The organism is Tenacibaculum todarodis (genome assembly GCF_001889045.1).
Taxonomy (GTDB): Bacteria; Bacteroidota; Bacteroidia; order Flavobacteriales; family Flavobacteriaceae; genus Polaribacter; species Polaribacter todarodis.
The window spans coordinates 973,025-990,200 of record NZ_CP018155.1 but is presented as its reverse complement, the minus strand read 5'-3'; the positions used below and the strand labels follow the sequence as shown (position 1 = coordinate 990,200).

Genomic DNA, 17,176 nt, shown 5'->3' with positions numbered 1-17,176 from the left:
ATAAAAAAAATGAAGCTTCAAGGAAATGTTCTAGAAGAAAAGTTAAAAGAACGGATAAAAGAATTAACTTGCTTATATAATGTAAGCTTTTTAATAAGAAGTTATAAGCTAGATAACATTGAAATGTTGTTGAAAGAAATTTCCTTGAATTTAAAAGAAGCAATAAGGTTTCCAAAAGAAGCTTTTGTTGAGATTAAAATAGATAATTTTACTATAGTTGAAGGAGAAAAAATAGAGGATGCAATATTTATTATTTCAGCAATAAAACCTTTTGGTAAAATTAAAGGAGTTGTAACTGTTGGGTATTCTAAATTAAAATTTTCAGAAAATGCTTTTTTAGAAGAAGAAAAGCTATTGTTAAATAAAATAGCTTCTGAAATTGGAGATTTTTTAGAGCGTAAAGAGGTAAAAGAAAAAGAAGAAATAACCAAAAGACAAATAGAAAGAGCTGGCAGGTTAACAATTTTGGGTGAAATTACAGCGGGTATTGCGCATGAATTAAATACACCTTTGGCTAATATTTTAGGATTTACAGAGTTGTTGAAAGAGCGTTATAAAGATGATAAAATAGGAAGTGAAGATCTAGAAAAAGTAATAAATAGTGCAATTTACTCTAGAGAAGTAGTAAAGAAATTAATGTTTTTTTCTTGTGAAATGCCACAACAAATGGCTTCAATAAATATAAAAAAAGTTATAGACGAAGCAATAAGTCTGTTAAAGCCTAATTTTAGTAAAAAAAATATAGCTTTCAATGTTGTATATTCTGATGAAGAAATTTATTTAAAAGTAGATAAAATTCAATTAACACAAGTAATTTTTAATTTAGTGATAAATGCTATTTATTTTTCTCCTGAAAATGGTGAAATTAATATTGTTGTTAAAGAGAAAATTAAAACAGTACAAATTAAAATTTCTGATCAAGGGCAAGGAGTTGAAGCTAAAAATTCAGAGAATATTTTTAATCCCTTTTTTACAACTAAGCCAGTCGGAGATGGTTCTGGTTTAGGTTTAAGTGTTGTTCATGGAATAATAAAGAGCCATAAAGGAACTATAACTCATCAACCAAATTTACCAAAAGGAACAATATTTATTGTCAGTTTTCCTAAAAACTAAACTATGTTAAACAAAGAAAATATATTAATTGTAGATGATGATATTCATATTTTAGAACTTATTCAGAGGCATTTACAATCCTTAAATTATCATACTTATAAAGCTATTTCAGTAAAAGAAGCATTAGAAATATTAAAAGATACTTCAATAGACTTATTAATTACGGATTTACAAATGCCAGGTGTAGATGGCTTGGAATTAATAAAATATGCATCTGCACATTATCCCAAAATCCCTAAATTGGTGGTAACTGGTTTCCCTTCTATACATGGAGCTTTAGATGTTATGAAATCTGGCGCAACAGACTATATTACGAAACCTTTTACAAAGGAAGAATTAAAATCTGCTATTTTTAAATCTTTAGAATCAAAACCGAAAATAGATAAAAGTAAAGTTGTAAAACAAGAAATAGAAACCAAACCCTACGGAGAATTAATAGGTTCGTCAATAGCTATGAAAAAAGTTACGGACGTTATAGAACGTTTAAAGAACAACAAAGCAACGGTTTTTATTCATGGAGAAAGTGGTACTGGAAAAGAATTAGTTGCACGTTCTATACATTATATGGGTAAATATTCCTCATCGCCTTTTGTTGTAGTAAATTGTGGTGCAATACCAGAAAATTTATTAGAATCTGAATTGTTTGGTTATGTAAAAGGAGCTTTTACCGGAGCAGAAAAAGATCGGAAAGGTTTTTTTCAGGCAGCTAATAACGGAACTATTTTTTTAGATGAAATAGGTAATGCATCCTTATCTACTCAATTAAGGTTATTACGTGTTTTACAAGAAAAAGAAGTGGTTAGAGTAGGTTCTCAAAAGTCAGAAAAAGTAGATGTAAGAGTAGTTGCAGCAACTAATGTAGATTTAAAAGACCTCATAAAAAAAGAATTATTTAGGGAAGATTTGTATTATAGACTTACTGTTGTGCAAATAGATGTTCCTTCATTATTAGAGCGGGTTTCAGACATTCCATTATTAGTAGATAAGTTCTTATTTAAATATGGTATAGAATATAAAGACCGATTTTTAAAAATTACTCCACAAGCAATGGATATTCTTAAAAGTTATAATTGGCCAGGAAACATAAGAGAGTTAGAAAATGTTATACAAAGGGCAATTATTATGTGTGATAGGTTTGTAGATGTTGAACATTTACCAGACAACATAAAATACCAAATAGATTTTTCTAATACTCAGAAACTAGTATCTTTAAAAGAGTTTGAAAAAAACTATATTTTAAAAGTGCTTAAAGCAACAAATAATAACAAAACTAAAGCTGCAAAAATTCTTCAAATTGATAGAAAAACACTTCGAGAAAAATTAAAATAACGCTTATTTAAAAACGAGTAATTATGTAGCAGTTGAGGAGTATTTCCTCAACTGTTTTTTTTTGATATATAAATTTTGTTTATTTAATCCGCTAACAATGAATGCTTTGACTTGTATTTTTTTTTTGTTTTAAAAAGTGGCACTTAGCTTGCCAGTGTGTAATTATAATTAAAAAGATAATTATGAAAATTAATAATAAAAGTTTATGTAATTCATGCATTTATGCAGCTTCATGTACTTTAACATCAAATAAAAAATTTATTTGGTCTTGTAGTGAATTTGAACCGAGGAAAACTAAAAATAATTCTCATAATAACAATTTACTACCAAATTTAAAATTCACCCAAAGTGAAAAAGAAATTGAAATTATTTAACTATGACAACCTTAGTAAAAGAATTAAAACAAAAAAAGCAGGCTAAACAAGGCATGTTAGAAAACGTTATGGAGCAGTTTAACCAGGTTTCTAATCTAGTTAATTTAAATCCTAATATTAAAAAGATTTTAAGTGTTACCAATAACGAATTAATTATACATTTTCCAGTAAGAATGGATAATGGAGAAGTAGAAATTTTTAAAGGTTATAGAGTGCAACATAATAACGCACTTGGGCCATATAAAGGAGGTTTAAGGTATCATCCAACAATTGATATAGATGCAGTTAAAGCATTGGCAATGTGGATGACTTGGAAAACATCTTTAGCTGGTTTACCTTATGGAGGAGCAAAAGGAGGTATCCAAATGGACCCAACAAAGTATTCTAATTCAGAATTAGAACGTATAACTAGAAGGTTTACATATGCATTAGGAGACAATATTGGTCCAGAACATGATATTCCTGCTCCAGATGTTAATACAGATGCACAAACAATGGCATGGATTGCAGATACTTATATGTCTACAAAAGCGCCATCAGAAAGATCTAGAAATCAGCATGTTGTTACAGGTAAACCAATTGGTTCTGGAGGTTTGGAAGGTAGAGATAGAGCAACGGGTTATGGTGTTTATTTAACTATTAAATTTTGGGCAGAACTAAAAAGTATTAAATTAAAGGATAAAACTTTTATTGTTCAAGGTTTTGGAAATGTAGGATATTGGGCAGCACACTTTTTAGAAAAAGACGGAGCAAAATTGGTTGGAGTACAAGATGCCTTTGGAACAATAGTTAATAACCAAGGTTTAAGTGTAGAGAACTTATTAGCTTATTCTAAAAAAAATAAAGGAAGTATTGTAGGTTTTCCAAGTTCAAAAAATATAGAAAAAGAAGATTTCTTTGGATTAAATTGTGATATCTGTATTCCAGCAGCATTAGGAAATCAAATTACAGAAGAAAATGCTTTAAAAATTAAAGCTTTCTTAGTAGCTGAAGGTGCAAATGGACCAACAACAGTAGGAGCAGAAAAAATATTATTAGAGAGAGGAGTTACAATTATTCCAGATATTTTATGCAATTCAGGTGGCGTTACAGGAAGTTATTTTGAGTGGCTACAAAATAGAAATGGAGAGCTTTGGGAGCTAAATGAAATAATGGGAAGAATAAATAAAAAAATGAGAGAAGTATTTATTAAAGTACTTAATGTTAAGGAAAGCAGAAAAATAGATATGCGCTCTGCAGCATATGTTTTAGCAATAGAAAGATTAGAAAGAACATATACTCAAAGAGGAGTTTTTCCTTAAATAAAATGGTTATACAATGAAATATAAAAAAATAATTATTGAGAAAAATGAATATTTAAAGATAGAAAAACTTTTAAATTTAAATAATGAAGGTAATAGAAGTACGGTAAAAAGCTATATTTCAAAATTACAAGAAGAACTAAAAAACGCTATAATACTACCGCAATCAGAAATGCCAGAAGATGTTATTAAGCTAAACTCTATAGTAACCGTTAAAGCAAAAGACACCTTTTGGGAAAAAACATTTGAACTTGTTTTACCATCAGATAATAATAATAAAGAAAATAAAGTATCTTTATTATTGCCTATGGGAGCTGCAATTTTAGGCTATGCAAAAGGAGATGTTATTCTTTGGGATTTTCCTAAAGGATTACAAGAATTAAAGGTTTTGAATGTAGTGCAACAAAGTAACAAAGTAAAAAATAATTAGTATGCAATCAAATAATATATACAATAACGACTCAGAAAACCAAGTTACACAAAAAAGAAGTTTGGAAGAACTAAACATGTGGATTTCTCATATAAATTATATTTCAGAAGAGTGTGATTATATCGTTAAAATAGCATCAAATAAACTAAAAAGAAAAGACTTAAGAGATAACTTGTTATTGGTAATAAAGAATAAAAATAGTTTAAAAAATACATTTTTAGAGTATGAAAAAACATCTGAAAATATTATTGAATGTATAGATTTAGACTGCGATTTATTTTATTATAACGAACATGTAAAAACCAGAGGTTTATATAAAGATTATGTAGATAATTACAGAAAACTAAAAAAAGAAGTTTTTCTAGGCCTTTTAGCCTAATAATAAATTGTATGGTAATACTAAGCTTATTTTTAGGATTGCCATACTTTGTTTGCTTTATATTTGTAAGAATTTATTTTAAACTCGACTTTTACATAAACAAACAAATTAAAAATGAAAAAAATAGTTGCAATATTAGTATTTACAACACTCTTAATTTCCTGTAAACCCTCAGAAAAGAAAGTAGATATTTATAAGAATTATCCAGAAAACATAGCAAATGTTTTAAAGAATCACGGAGGTTTAGCTAACTGGAAAAAGTTACAAGTATTGTCTTTTAACAAAGGAGAAGAAGCACATACAGTAGATTTACGTTCAAGAAAAACGGTAGTTAACACACCAAATTACTCTTTAGGTTTCGATGGAAAAGAAGTTTGGTTATCTCAACAAGATTCAACTGCATTTAAAGGAAACAAAGATTTTTACTATAACTTATATTTCTACTTTTATACAATGCCATTTGTGTTAGCAGATGACGGAATAACCTATGAAGAAACAACACCATTAACTTTTAATGGAGTAAATTATCCGGGTTATAAAATTTCTTACGCTTCAAATAAAGGAACTTCTCCAGATGATAATTATTTTATGTATTATAACCCAGAAACTTTTCAAATGGAATGGTTAGGCTATACAGTTACCTATTTTTCTAAGCAACCGTCAAATAAATTTAATATTATTAGATATAATGATTGGAATGATGTGAACGGGTTTTTATTACCAAAGTCTATAACTTGGTATAAAAAAGGAGAAGATGGGCAACCAACAGAACCTGCAAAACCTGCAACAGAATTTACTTTACCTTTAGTAAGTCAAGCAAAATTAGCAGATAGTTTTTATAAGAAGCCAGTAACAGAATAAATTACCTTAGATAAAAATATTTTTTAGGGCATTCCACTTTTCCGCTAACGCTACAAAGTGTCGTGCTTTCCGCTATATCTTTTTATGCGGAATTTATTTCAACATCTGTTTCTTAAACGAAGTTATTTTATTATTTGTAAGAGATACAGAATCGAGTTCAGCATAAAAAGGATGCCGCTTCAATCACTAATGCAAAACAAAAAATGCAACTAAAAAGGTTGCATTTTTTGTTTTTTACTATTCATAAAAACCATTCTACAGAATAGGAAAATGTTAAATAAAAAAAAATAATATCTTTTTTAAGTCTTATACAGAAATACGGTTTAAATTTGTTTACAATTATTAATTAGTTTAAATTTAATGACAAAGTTTGCTATCTTAAAAATTACACTTAACTGTTACCTGTTTCTTTTTGTCTTTGTTTCTTTTGGGCAAAAAAAAGGAGCAATAAACTACTATAAATTTATTGATTCTGCGGAAGTTTATATTGAAGAACAACCCAAAATTTCAGAAAAATTTTTAAAATTAATACCAGAGCCAATTACAACAAGTATAGAAGGGCGTTTAGCGCAATATTACCAGTTAAAAGGTTTAATTAGTGATAAAAAAAATGAAGATGTAAAAGAGTTTCAATATTTTTTATTAGCTCAAAAATATGCCAAACTTGAAAAAGAAAATGACATTGCCGGAATGGTTTCCTTGGAGTTGTTTTATAATACTTATATCATAAAAAAAGACTCTTCAGCATTTAAGTATTTAACAGAAGCTAAAAAATATTATACATTAAATAATAATATAAATGGGCTTGCAGAAGTTAATCAAATGTATGCTTATGTAGCGCTTTTTAATAAAAATTATACAAAAAGTAACCAGTTAATATTAGAAAAATTAGAAAGCCATAAGAGTATAAAAGAAGATCAGTATTATTATATGTATGCTTTATTTATGCTTACATCAAACTATACACATTTAGAAGATTTTAACCAAGCTAATAAATATTTTGATAAATTAAAAGCTTTAAAAAACAACAGTACTATTTCTCCTTCTCTTCATGCAGCTCATATTGTAACCAGCAATATTTGTATGGCAGAAGTTTATTTAAAACAACAAAAGATAGATACTGCATTAACTTATTTAAAAGAAGCAGCTCTGCTTCGTAAATATATGAATGTTTCTGATACAGAACATTACTTTAAGCTATATACAGATTATTATAGCAAAATAGGAGATGTTGATAAAAAAGTTAATTACGTTGATTCTTTGCGTATTTTTAATCAAGGTGAAATAAATAAAAATGTAGATGCAGGTTTAGACTTAAATAAAATTTTAATAACTTCAGAAAAACAATTAGTACATGAAACCAAAACTAAGCATCAGTATAGAGTCTTATTTTGGGTATTGATAATCAGTTTAATTGGTGTACTTATTTTTATTGGTTTACGATATAAAAAAATAAAAATTAAAATTAAAGAGTTTACACAAGGCAAAAAAGACTTTTCTTATTTAAAAACAAACCATGACAAGCTAAAAGTTAAGGTTAAAGGTCTTGAAGATTATATTATTGATGTAAAAAAAGAAATTAAGAATATTTCTATAATAAGTGACACATCACAACAAAGAGATCGAATTAAAGAATTATATAAAGACCTACATTTAAATTCATCTACTGTTTTAGATAAAAGCAAAAATCATTTAGAACTTGTAAATGATTTAAACATTGATTTTTTTAATACCTTAAATGAAAAACATCCTGAGTTAGATGATTCTGAAGTTATAATCTGTTATTACTTACATATTGGTTTCAAAAATAAAGAGATCGCAGTTTTTTTAAACAAATCTTTAAGGTCTATTGAAAGCAAACGTTTCAGAATTGGTAAAAAATTGCAGCTTAAAGAAAAAGAGATAAACTTATTAGAATACCTTAAACCTATCGGGTTAAATACTAAAAAGACTATTTAAATCACTTGTTTTTTACTTTGAGTAGTTAGTGAGTAGTGCTATTTTATTAGATATTAAAGCGTGTTGCAGATATTTGTAATTCATTTAATATTTAAATTAATTATGAAAAAAGCAGTACTATTAATGCTAGTATTTATCTCTGTACAAGTATTTGGTCAGGATAAAAAAAGAGTTGATTGGAGAGAAAAAAGTAGTAATAAAAAAACAACTTTTTATAAAGTTCAAGACAATTTTCAACAATTTTGGAAAGGTAAAACTCCCAAAAAAGGACAAGGATATAAAATCTTTAAACGTTGGGAAAAACAAGTTGAACCAAGAGTATTTCCTTCAGGAAACATGGCTTTATTATCAAATAATTATGCTAATTTTTTAGATTGGTCTAAAACCCATGGAGAAAATCAAATACTAAATAGAAACTCTTCTAGTATTTCAAATTGGATAAGTTTAAACGGAACGTCATTACCATCTGGTTATGATGCCGGTTCTGGAAGATTAAATTACATTGCTTTTGATCCTATAGATGCACAAACAATATATGTAAATGCTCCAGATGGTGGTTTATGGAAAACCACAAATGGAGGTACTTCTTGGACTACAAACACAGATATGTTATCGGTTATTGGTTCTGCAGGTTTAGTTATACACCCAACAACAACTTCAACAATGTATTTGGCAACAGGAGACAGAGCGTCAGACAGAAGAAGTATTGGTGTTTTAAAAACAACAGATGGAGGTACAACTTGGAGTCCAACGGGTTTAACTTGGACTGCAAGTGATAATTATAGAATTTCAAAAATAATAATGGATCCATCAGCTTCTGGAACTATGATGGTTACAACAGATGGAGGTGTTTTTAGAACTACAGATAGTTGGGCAACTTCAACAGTAACATCTAATTTGGAGTTATTTAGCGATATTGAATTTAAACCAGGAAGTTCAAATACTGTTTATGCAGCAAGTACAGATGGCTCTGCGGGTTATATTTATACTTCAACTGATAATGGAGTGAACTGGACAGCGGCTTCAGGAATTCCAACTTCAGATGTTAGTAGAATTGAAATGGCGGTTACAGCAGCTAATCCGAGTGTAGTTTATGCTATTATTGGAAACTCGGATAGAGGACTTAAAGGTGTATATAAGTCTACTAATAGTGGTTCTAGTTTTTCATTAATTTATCAAACTTCTGCAACAAACCCTAATATTTTGCATGCTGATGCAGATCCATTAGTAGCAGCAGCAGCAGGCAAAAATGGTGGTCAAGCAGATCATGATTTGGCAATTGCTGTTTCACCAACAGACGAAGATTTTATTACTATTGGTGGTATTAACCAATGGCAATCTGATGATGGAGGTGTAAGTTGGTACCGCATTACATATTGGTTAGGTGAAAATACAGATTATCCTGGCTCTAATACAGAACCAGAACCTTATATACATGCAGATATACAGTATATAGCGTATTCTCCTCATGATGATACAACTTTATATACTACTTGTGATGGCGGAATTTCTAAAGGAATTAATGATGGTTTATCAACTTGGGAAGACATTACAAACAATATTTCAGTAGGTCAACAAACAAATATAGCGGTTTCTCCTACAGATGTTAATACCTATTTTGCAGGCTTACAAGACATAGGATCACTAATCTCAACAAGTCCTGGAAATTGGTCAGTTTTAGGTGGTGGAGATGGAGAAGACGGATTTATAGCGCGTACACATCCAATGATTCTTTCTTCAACTACAAATGGCGAATTTACACGTAGAAATACTAATACAGGAGTAGATTCATACTATCCTTCTACCAATGGAGAATGGTTTAGCCCAATTCATCAAGATCCTATTTTAGATGATTTGGTATATTTAGGAGGAAGACCAGCGCTATATAAAAGTACAGATATTTTAACCAATGCAGATAATGTAAACCCAACATGGACAGCACTTGGAACACCAAACCCTGGTAATAATATTTTACGTTTTGAAGTAGCACCAAGTAATAACCAAATTATGTATGCTATTACAGACAATAAAATTTCTAAGTCAACAAATGCAGGAACAAGTTGGGCAGATGTTACAGGATCATTACCTGTTGGAGCTGCAAAGTTAAAAAATCTTACTATTTCTAGTGTAGATGCCAATAAAGTTTGGGTAGTGTTTTCTGGGTATGATGCAACGAGTAAAGTATATAAATCTACAGATGGAGGTGCAACTTGGTCGGATTTGGCTTCTAATACTTTACCAAATTTACCAATAAATACAATTGTTTATATTAATAGTGGAACGCAAGATGATGGTCTCTTTATAGGTGCAGATATAGGTGTTTACTATATAGATAACGCTCAAGGATCTTGGACTAGTTATGCAACAAATTTACCAAGAAATGCAGTTCAAGATTTAGAGATATTTTATACTTCAGCTACCACAGGTAAATTAAGAGCGGCAACTTATGGAAGAGGATCTTGGGAAACCGATTTTGATTTTAATGTATTAGGAGTTAATGACGTAACAATGTTAGATTCGGAAGTTCCAGTATTTTACCCAAATCCAGTAAAAGAAGGGTATTTAAATGTAAAATTGAAAAACACTAATTCTCAATTCGATTTTGTTATTTATAATGAACTTGGTCAAAAGATAACTTCTGGAAAAGTTGATAGTGATAATACTATTATTGACTTAAAAAACAAAGCGAGTGGAATTTATGTAATTAGAATTCAGGAAGATAATAAAGTTTATAGTCAAAAAATATTAATAGAATAGAAAACAATAGTAAAAGTAGGTTTTATTATTAGTTAGTTAATTTTTTGGGGGAAAATGCCACTCATTCCTAATTTTAGGAAAGGGTGGTTTTTTATTTTTGAATTCTATTTATTATGTGATTAAAAACAGCACAATAATAATCATGAAACCTAGGAAGCAAAACGTTTTCTAGGTTTTTTGTGTTTTTTAAAGCTGATAAATCAAATAATTTAATAGCATCAACTTCTTCTTTTTGAATTTTTAAATCCTCAATAGATACCTTTAATTCAGCAATAAAAACATGATGATGTTCATTGTCTTGAATTCCGTTTGGATGAGAAATTTGATGAATTCTTGTACCAATTTTAATTAGATCTTTGTCTTCTAATTGCAAACCTATTTCTTCAAAAACTTCTCTTTTTGCTGAAGTTAAAATTTCTTCCCCTGCAGCAACATGTCCTGCAACAGAAATATCCCATAAACCCGGAAATACTTTCTTAGTCATTGCTCTTTTTTGAAGCAGTATTTTTTCATCCGAAGTAAAAATCCAAATATGAACAGTGGCATGAAACCAACCGTTTTTATGCGCTTCATATTTTAAAGCAGTTTTTCCTGTTGGTTTTCCTTCAGGAGTTAAAATGTCAAGTAATTCATCCATATAAAACAATCGTCATTACGAGGAAGAATGACGAAGTAATCTCTTTGTCAATTAAAAAAGATTGCTTCGTTCCTCGCAATGACGTTTTGTTATCTATTCAAAATAAGAAAATGTTTCTCCGTCTTTTATATTCAACAATGTTTCGTAAATCATTTTAATAACGTTTTCAACATCATCTCTATGAACCATTTCTACAGTTGTATGCATATATCTTAAAGGTAAAGAAATTAATGCAGAAGCAACGCCACCATTGCTGTAAGCAAAAGCGTCAGTATCTGTTCCTGTTGCTCTAGAAAGTGCAGAGCGTTGAAAAGGTATCTTTTTAGCTTCAGCAGTTTCCGTAATTAAATCACGCAATTTTTGTTGAACAGCTGGTGCATACGCAACAACGGGTCCTTTACCAATTTCTAATTTACCTGCTTTTTTAACTTCAATCATTGGTGTTGTAGTATCGTGCGTTACATCGGTAACAATTGCCACATCTGGCTGAATTGTATGTGTAATCATTTCTGCACCACGCAAACCAATTTCTTCTTGTACAGAGTTTGTTATGTATAATCCAAAAGGTAATTCTTTTTTGTTTTCTTTCAGTAAACGAGCAACTTCAGCAATCATAAATCCGCCCATTCTATTATCAAGTGCTCTACAAACAAATTTATCTCCGTTTAAAATATGAAACTCATCTGGATAGGTAATTACACAACCAACATGCACACCTAATTTTTCAACTTCTTCTTTAGTTGCACAACCTGTATCAATAAAAATATTATCTGGTTTTGGCGCTTCTTCTTTTGCTCTGTTTCTTGTATGAATTGCTGGCCAACCAAAAACCCCTTTTACAATTCCGTTTTTAGTATGAATATTTACAATCTTACTAGGTGCAATTTGATGATCTGAACCACCATTTCTAATCACATAAATTAATCCGTTATCAGAAATATAGTTAACATACCAAGAAATTTCATCTGCATGTCCTTCAATTACAACTTTGTATTTTGCATCAGGATTTATAACTCCTACAGCAGAACCATAAGTGTCAGTAATAAAAGTATCTACGTAAGGTTTTAAATACTCCATCCAAATTTTCTGACCTTCCCATTCATAACCAGTTGGAGCAGCATTATTTAAGTATTTTTCTAAAAATGTAAGTGATTTCTTATTTAATATTGATTTATTTTTTGCCATAATTTGTATTTGTTATGATGTAAAAATAAAGGAAATTATTAAAAAGTTTGAAAAGTCTGTAACAAAAGTTGTTATTTGCACACTTATCTATCAACAAATTGAACTTAAAAACACATTTATCATGAAACTAACTATAGAGAATTTAACCAAAACGTATAAAAATGGTGTAAAAGCTATTGATAACTTAAATCTTGAAATAGGGACAGGAATGTTTGGTTTATTAGGACCAAACGGTGCAGGAAAGTCTTCTTTAATGAGAACGATTGCAACATTACAAGCTCCAGATTCTGGTTCAATTACTTTTGGTGATATAAATGTGATTGAAGATAAAATGGCGTTACGTAAGGTTTTAGGGTATTTGCCACAATCTTTTGGTGTGTATCCAAAAATGTCTGCGGAAGATTTGTTAGATTATTTTGCCACTTTAAAAGGAATTGCATCTAAATCTGACAGACAAAAATTAGTGAAAGAAGTATTAGAAATCACTAATTTATATGAAGTGAGAAAGAAATATGTTGCCGGTTATTCTGGCGGAATGAAACAACGTTTTGGAATTGCACAATTACTTTTAAACAATCCAAAATTAATAATTGTTGATGAACCAACAGCAGGTTTAGATCCAGCGGAAAGACATCGTTTTTTAAATGTTTTAAGAGAAGTTGGTACAAATTGTACCGTAATTTTCTCTACACATATTGTTGAAGATGTTAAGGAATTATGTAACCAAATGGCAATTTTAAATGGTGGAAAAATTTTAAAGAAAACAACGCCAATTGAAGCTACCAAAGAAATTGAAGGTAAAATTTGGACTAAAATAATTGATAGAGATGATTTAGATGAGGTAGAAGCAACCTATAATTTATTATCATCAAATTATAATGAAGACAATACATTAAATGTTCGTGTATTTGGAGAAGAAAAACCGGCAGCAGATTTTGTTGCAGCTAAGCCACAACTAGACGATGTGTATTTTATTGCATTAAAACAAGATGAACCAGTTTTAAATTAGTTTCTAGTTTTAATTATGAGTTTTAAGTTAAACTCAAAAAAACTAAACATTTAAAACTAAACACTAAAAACTCTTTTATTATGTTTTCAACTATATTTAAACACGAAATTTCTACTTGGTTTAAAAAACCAGCCTTTTATATTTATTTAGCCTTATTATTTATTATCTCCACTTTTTTTGCAGCAGCTAGTGCTGGTGTTTTTGACGGTATTACTGTAAGTGTTGGAGGTAATAAAATTGTAAATTCTCCTATTGGAGTTTATAATATGTTCAATGGAATGTCGCAGTTAATTTTCTTTTTGCTACCATCAATAATTGGTGTTACCATTTATAGAGATTATAAAAGTGAAATGCATTCCATTTTATATTCATATCCATTTACCAAAGCAAATTATTTACTTGCAAAATTTTTAAGCGGTTTATTTATTGTAACATTAATTGTCCTTACAATTGGTTTAGCTGTTTTTATAGGATTTAGATTTCCTGGGACAAATTCTGAGATTGTAAATACTTTTAATTTTGGTGCCTATTTGCATTCTTATTTTGTATATATCTTACCTAATTTAATATTTTTTGGAGCCATTGTTTTTGCAGTAGTAACCTTTACAAGAAGTATAGCTGCTGGTTTTATAGCTGTAATAATTTTAATGTTTTTCCAAGGTTTGTTACAAGGAATGTTATCTGAAGAAGAAAACAGATTTATAGCTGGTATTTTAGACCCTTATGGTGATGCTTCTTTGCGTTATTACACTAAGTATTGGACACTAGCTGAACAAAATGAAGCTGCTTTACCTTTTGAAAGCGTAATTATTTACAATAGATTATTATGGTTGGGTATTTCTACTTTAATATTTGGTTGGGTTTATAAGAAATTCTCTTTTAGTCAGAACGCAATTAGTTTTTCATTCTTTAAAAAAGAAAAAGGAGAACGTGTAATAAAAAAGAATTTTGGTGGAATTACACGTATTAATTTACCAGAAGTAAATTATAACTTTTCTTTCCTTCAGAATTTAAAAACAACTTGGAAATTATCTAATTTAGATTTTAAATATATAGTTAAAGCATTGCCTTTTTTAGCAATAGTTTTGGTAGGATTAATTATAGCGGTGATAGCACTTTCTGAAGTTGGAAATATTCTTGGAACAAAAACATTACCAGTTACTTGGAAAATGCTAGAAAATGGAACAGGTTCTTTTGTTTTATCAATAAACATTATTACTTTTTTATATGCTGGTATGTTAGTGCATAGAGGTAAAATGGCAAAAGTTAATCATTTGGTAGATGTTACACCAGCACCAAATTGGGTATTATGGTTATCTAAACTAATTGCTTTATTAAAAGTGCAATTGGTATTATTAGCAGTTGTAATGATTGCTGGAATCATTTATCAAACTTCTCAAGGTTTTTATAATTATGAAATAGGTCATTATATCTTTGAGTTATTTGTGTTACAATTTATCCATTTTGCAATTTGGGCATTTATAGCATTATTTATTCAAACATTAGTAGGTAATCCTTATGTGGGTTTATTTATTCTAATAGTGTTAAATTTTGGATTGCCGTTGCTTTCTTTTCTTGGTATAGAACAAGCAATATTTAAATACAATCAAGGCCCAGGATTTAGCTATTCAGATATGAATGGTTACGATTTTTCTCTTCAAAGATATTTGACTTATAAAGGGTATTGGTTCTTAGCAGGATTACTATTTTTAGGGCTTACAAGTCTGTTTTGGGTTCGTGGTATTCCAAGTTCTTTTAGTGAAAGGTTATCGATTTTTAAAAATCGTTTTAACTTAAAGACAGGTTTAGTTTTAGGCGTTTTATTGATAGGGTTTTTAGGTTTAGGAACACGTATTTTTTATGAAAACAATATTGTAAACCAAAGAACTTCCTCTAAAGAAAGAGAAAAAGGACGTGTAGAATGGGAAAAAAAATACAAAAAGTATGAAGGTAAAGCACAACCAAGAATTGTAGCGGTTAATGTGAATATGGATTTATTTCCAAAAACATACGATTTCAATTCTTCTGGTACTTATAAAATGATAAACAAAACCAATGAAGCTATTGACAGTTTGTTTTTAAATCATAACGGATATCCAAGCACTTTTGAGTTTAGCAAACCAAATACGTTAGTTTTAGAAGATACAATTCATAATTTTGATATCTATAAACTAAATACACCTTTAAATCCCGGAGATAGTTTAGAATTAAAGTTTACGGTTAAAAACAAACCAAATACTTTTTTCAGAAAAAATTCTCCAGTAAGATCTAATGGTACGTTTATGAATAGTGGAATTTATCCTTCTTTTGGTTATACAGGCGCAGGAGAATTAACAGACAATTCTACTCGTAAGAAATACGATTTAGAGAAAAACGATTTAAGACCACATCCGTCAGATTCAACTGCTTTAGGTAATACATATATTTCTAGAGATTCTGATTGGATAGATTTTGAAGCTACAGTTTCTACTTCAGAAGATCAAATTGCAATTGCGCCAGGTTATCTTCAAAAAGAGTGGAAAGAAGGTGATAGAAGATATTTTCATTATAAAATGGATAGTAAAATCTTAAATTTTTATGCGTTTAATTCTGCTAAATATGAAATCAAAAAGGATAAATGGAAAGATGTAAACTTAGAAATATATTATCAAAAAGGACACGAATATAATTTGGATAGAATGATGGATGGAATTAAAGCTTCCTTAGCCTATAATTCAGAAAACTTTAGTCCTTATCAGCATAAACAAGTAAGAATTGTAGAGTTTCCTAGAACTGGCGGAAGTTTTGCACAATCTTTTCCAAATACAATTCCGTATTCAGAAGGTGTAGGATTTATTGCTGCGGTAGATAAAGAAGATAGTGGTGTAGATTATCCGTATGCAATTACAGTACACGAATTAGCACATCAATGGTGGGCGCATCAAGTAATTGGTGCCGATGTTTTAGGAGCAACAATGTTATCAGAAAGTTTGTCTGAATATGTAGCCCTAAAAGTATTAGAACACGATTTAGGAAAACAAGAAATGCGTAAATTCTTAAAGAAAGCTTTAGATGGTTATTTAATGCAAAGAACTTTAGAGCGTAAAAGAGAAAAATCGTTAATGTATAACGATGGTCAAGGTTATATACGTTATCAAAAAGGATCTTTAGTTTTCTACGCTTTAAGCGATTATATTGGCGAAAAGAAGTTGAACAATGCTTTAAAAGAATATGTAGAAAAAGTAAAGTTTCAAGATGCACCTTATACAACGTCTATAGAAATGGTAGATAAAATAAGAGAAGTAACTCCAGATTCTTTACAATATGTTATTAAAGATATGTTTGAAACTGTAACGCTATATAGAAATAGAATTACAGATGCAGAAGTTACCAAATTAGACAATGGAAAATATCAAGTAGATATTGAGTTTAACGTTTCTAAATATAGAAATGATGAAAAAGGAAAACGTTATTATGGTGAGCAAGTTGGTGATACACTTTCTTTTAAAACAGATAAAATGAAAAAACCAATTTTATCAGTAAAATTAGCAGATTATATAGATGTTGGTATTTTTGGTGAAGAAGAGGTTGATGGTAAAAAGAAAGAAATAGAACTGTATTTACAGAAACATAAAATTACACAGATAGATAACAAGGTTACAATTATAGTTGATAAAAAGCCTGTTGAAGTTGGTGTAGATCCATACAATAAGTTAATAGACACACAATCTGAAGATAACCGTAGGAAGTTGTAAATAATTTATAGCATAATAAAAAAAACCGAAACTATTGTTTTGGTTTTTTTATGTAATTGATTTAAAAAAGAGGTAAATTAAAAGTAAATTAATTAATTGTAGACAATC

The 17,176-nt window shown here is 29.3% G+C and carries 12 protein-coding genes; 10 read left to right on the top strand and 2 right to left on the bottom strand.

What is annotated here, in order from left to right; translation table 11 throughout:
- Nucleotides 1–9: 9 nt before the first annotated feature.
- The 8 genes from LPB136_RS04545 (at nucleotide 10) to LPB136_RS04505 (ending at nucleotide 10,503) form a co-directional block, all read left to right on the top strand.
- A complete protein-coding gene (locus LPB136_RS04545; RefSeq protein ID WP_072554994.1) occupies nucleotides 10–1,113 on the top strand; it encodes a sensor histidine kinase in 1,104 nt (367 codons plus the stop codon).
- A gap of 3 nt (nucleotides 1,114–1,116) precedes the next feature.
- On the top strand, nucleotides 1,117–2,442 hold the full coding sequence (locus LPB136_RS04540) for a sigma-54-dependent transcriptional regulator (protein ID WP_072554993.1): 1,326 nt from the start codon (nucleotides 1,117–1,119) through the stop codon (nucleotides 2,440–2,442).
- A gap of 376 nt (nucleotides 2,443–2,818) precedes the next feature.
- Nucleotides 2,819–4,117 (top strand): Glu/Leu/Phe/Val family dehydrogenase, encoded by a 1,299-nt coding sequence (locus LPB136_RS04530; RefSeq protein WP_072554991.1) that lies wholly within the window; start codon nucleotides 2,819–2,821, stop codon nucleotides 4,115–4,117.
- A gap of 16 nt (nucleotides 4,118–4,133) precedes the next feature.
- Nucleotides 4,134–4,547 carry a GreA/GreB family elongation factor gene (locus tag LPB136_RS04525; RefSeq protein ID WP_072554990.1) on the top strand — a complete coding sequence of 138 codons (414 nt, stop codon included), beginning with the start codon at nucleotides 4,134–4,136 and terminating at the stop codon, nucleotides 4,545–4,547.
- Nucleotide 4,548: 1 nt separating this feature from the next.
- Nucleotides 4,549–4,926 carry a hypothetical protein gene (locus tag LPB136_RS04520; protein WP_072554989.1) on the top strand — a complete coding sequence of 126 codons (378 nt, stop codon included), beginning with the start codon at nucleotides 4,549–4,551 and terminating at the stop codon, nucleotides 4,924–4,926.
- A gap of 114 nt (nucleotides 4,927–5,040) precedes the next feature.
- Nucleotides 5,041–5,787: a DUF6503 family protein gene (locus LPB136_RS04515; protein ID WP_072554988.1), complete on the top strand. Its 747-nt coding sequence runs from the start codon at nucleotides 5,041–5,043 to the stop codon at nucleotides 5,785–5,787.
- A 360-nt stretch (nucleotides 5,788–6,147) separates the two neighbouring features.
- Nucleotides 6,148–7,746, top strand: a complete 1,599-nt coding sequence (locus LPB136_RS04510; RefSeq protein ID WP_072554987.1) for a helix-turn-helix transcriptional regulator — start codon at nucleotides 6,148–6,150, stop codon at nucleotides 7,744–7,746.
- A gap of 102 nt (nucleotides 7,747–7,848) precedes the next feature.
- Nucleotides 7,849–10,503 carry a T9SS type A sorting domain-containing protein gene (locus LPB136_RS04505; protein WP_072554986.1) on the top strand — a complete coding sequence of 885 codons (2,655 nt, stop codon included), beginning with the start codon at nucleotides 7,849–7,851 and terminating at the stop codon, nucleotides 10,501–10,503.
- Between the two features lie 91 nt (nucleotides 10,504–10,594).
- On the opposite strand, the gene LPB136_RS04500 is transcribed toward LPB136_RS04505, so the two are convergent.
- Nucleotides 10,595–11,140: an NUDIX hydrolase gene (locus LPB136_RS04500; RefSeq protein WP_072554985.1), complete on the bottom strand. Its 546-nt coding sequence runs from the start codon at nucleotides 11,138–11,140 to the stop codon at nucleotides 10,595–10,597.
- 93 nt (nucleotides 11,141–11,233) lie between these two features.
- On the bottom strand, nucleotides 11,234–12,325 hold the full coding sequence (locus tag LPB136_RS04495; protein ID WP_072554984.1) for a M42 family metallopeptidase: 1,092 nt from the start codon (nucleotides 12,323–12,325) through the stop codon (nucleotides 11,234–11,236).
- Between the two features lie 121 nt (nucleotides 12,326–12,446).
- Between LPB136_RS04495 and LPB136_RS04490 the strand changes: the two genes are divergently transcribed.
- Both LPB136_RS04490 and LPB136_RS04485 read left to right on the top strand, forming a co-directional pair.
- On the top strand, nucleotides 12,447–13,334 hold the full coding sequence (locus LPB136_RS04490) for an ABC transporter ATP-binding protein (RefSeq protein ID WP_072554983.1): 888 nt from the start codon (nucleotides 12,447–12,449) through the stop codon (nucleotides 13,332–13,334).
- Nucleotides 13,335–13,414: 80 nt separating this feature from the next.
- Complete coding sequence (locus tag LPB136_RS04485; RefSeq protein WP_072554982.1) at nucleotides 13,415–17,068, top strand: ABC transporter permease/M1 family aminopeptidase; 3,654 nt, start codon at nucleotides 13,415–13,417, stop codon at nucleotides 17,066–17,068.
- Nucleotides 17,069–17,176: the final 108 nt, after the last annotated feature.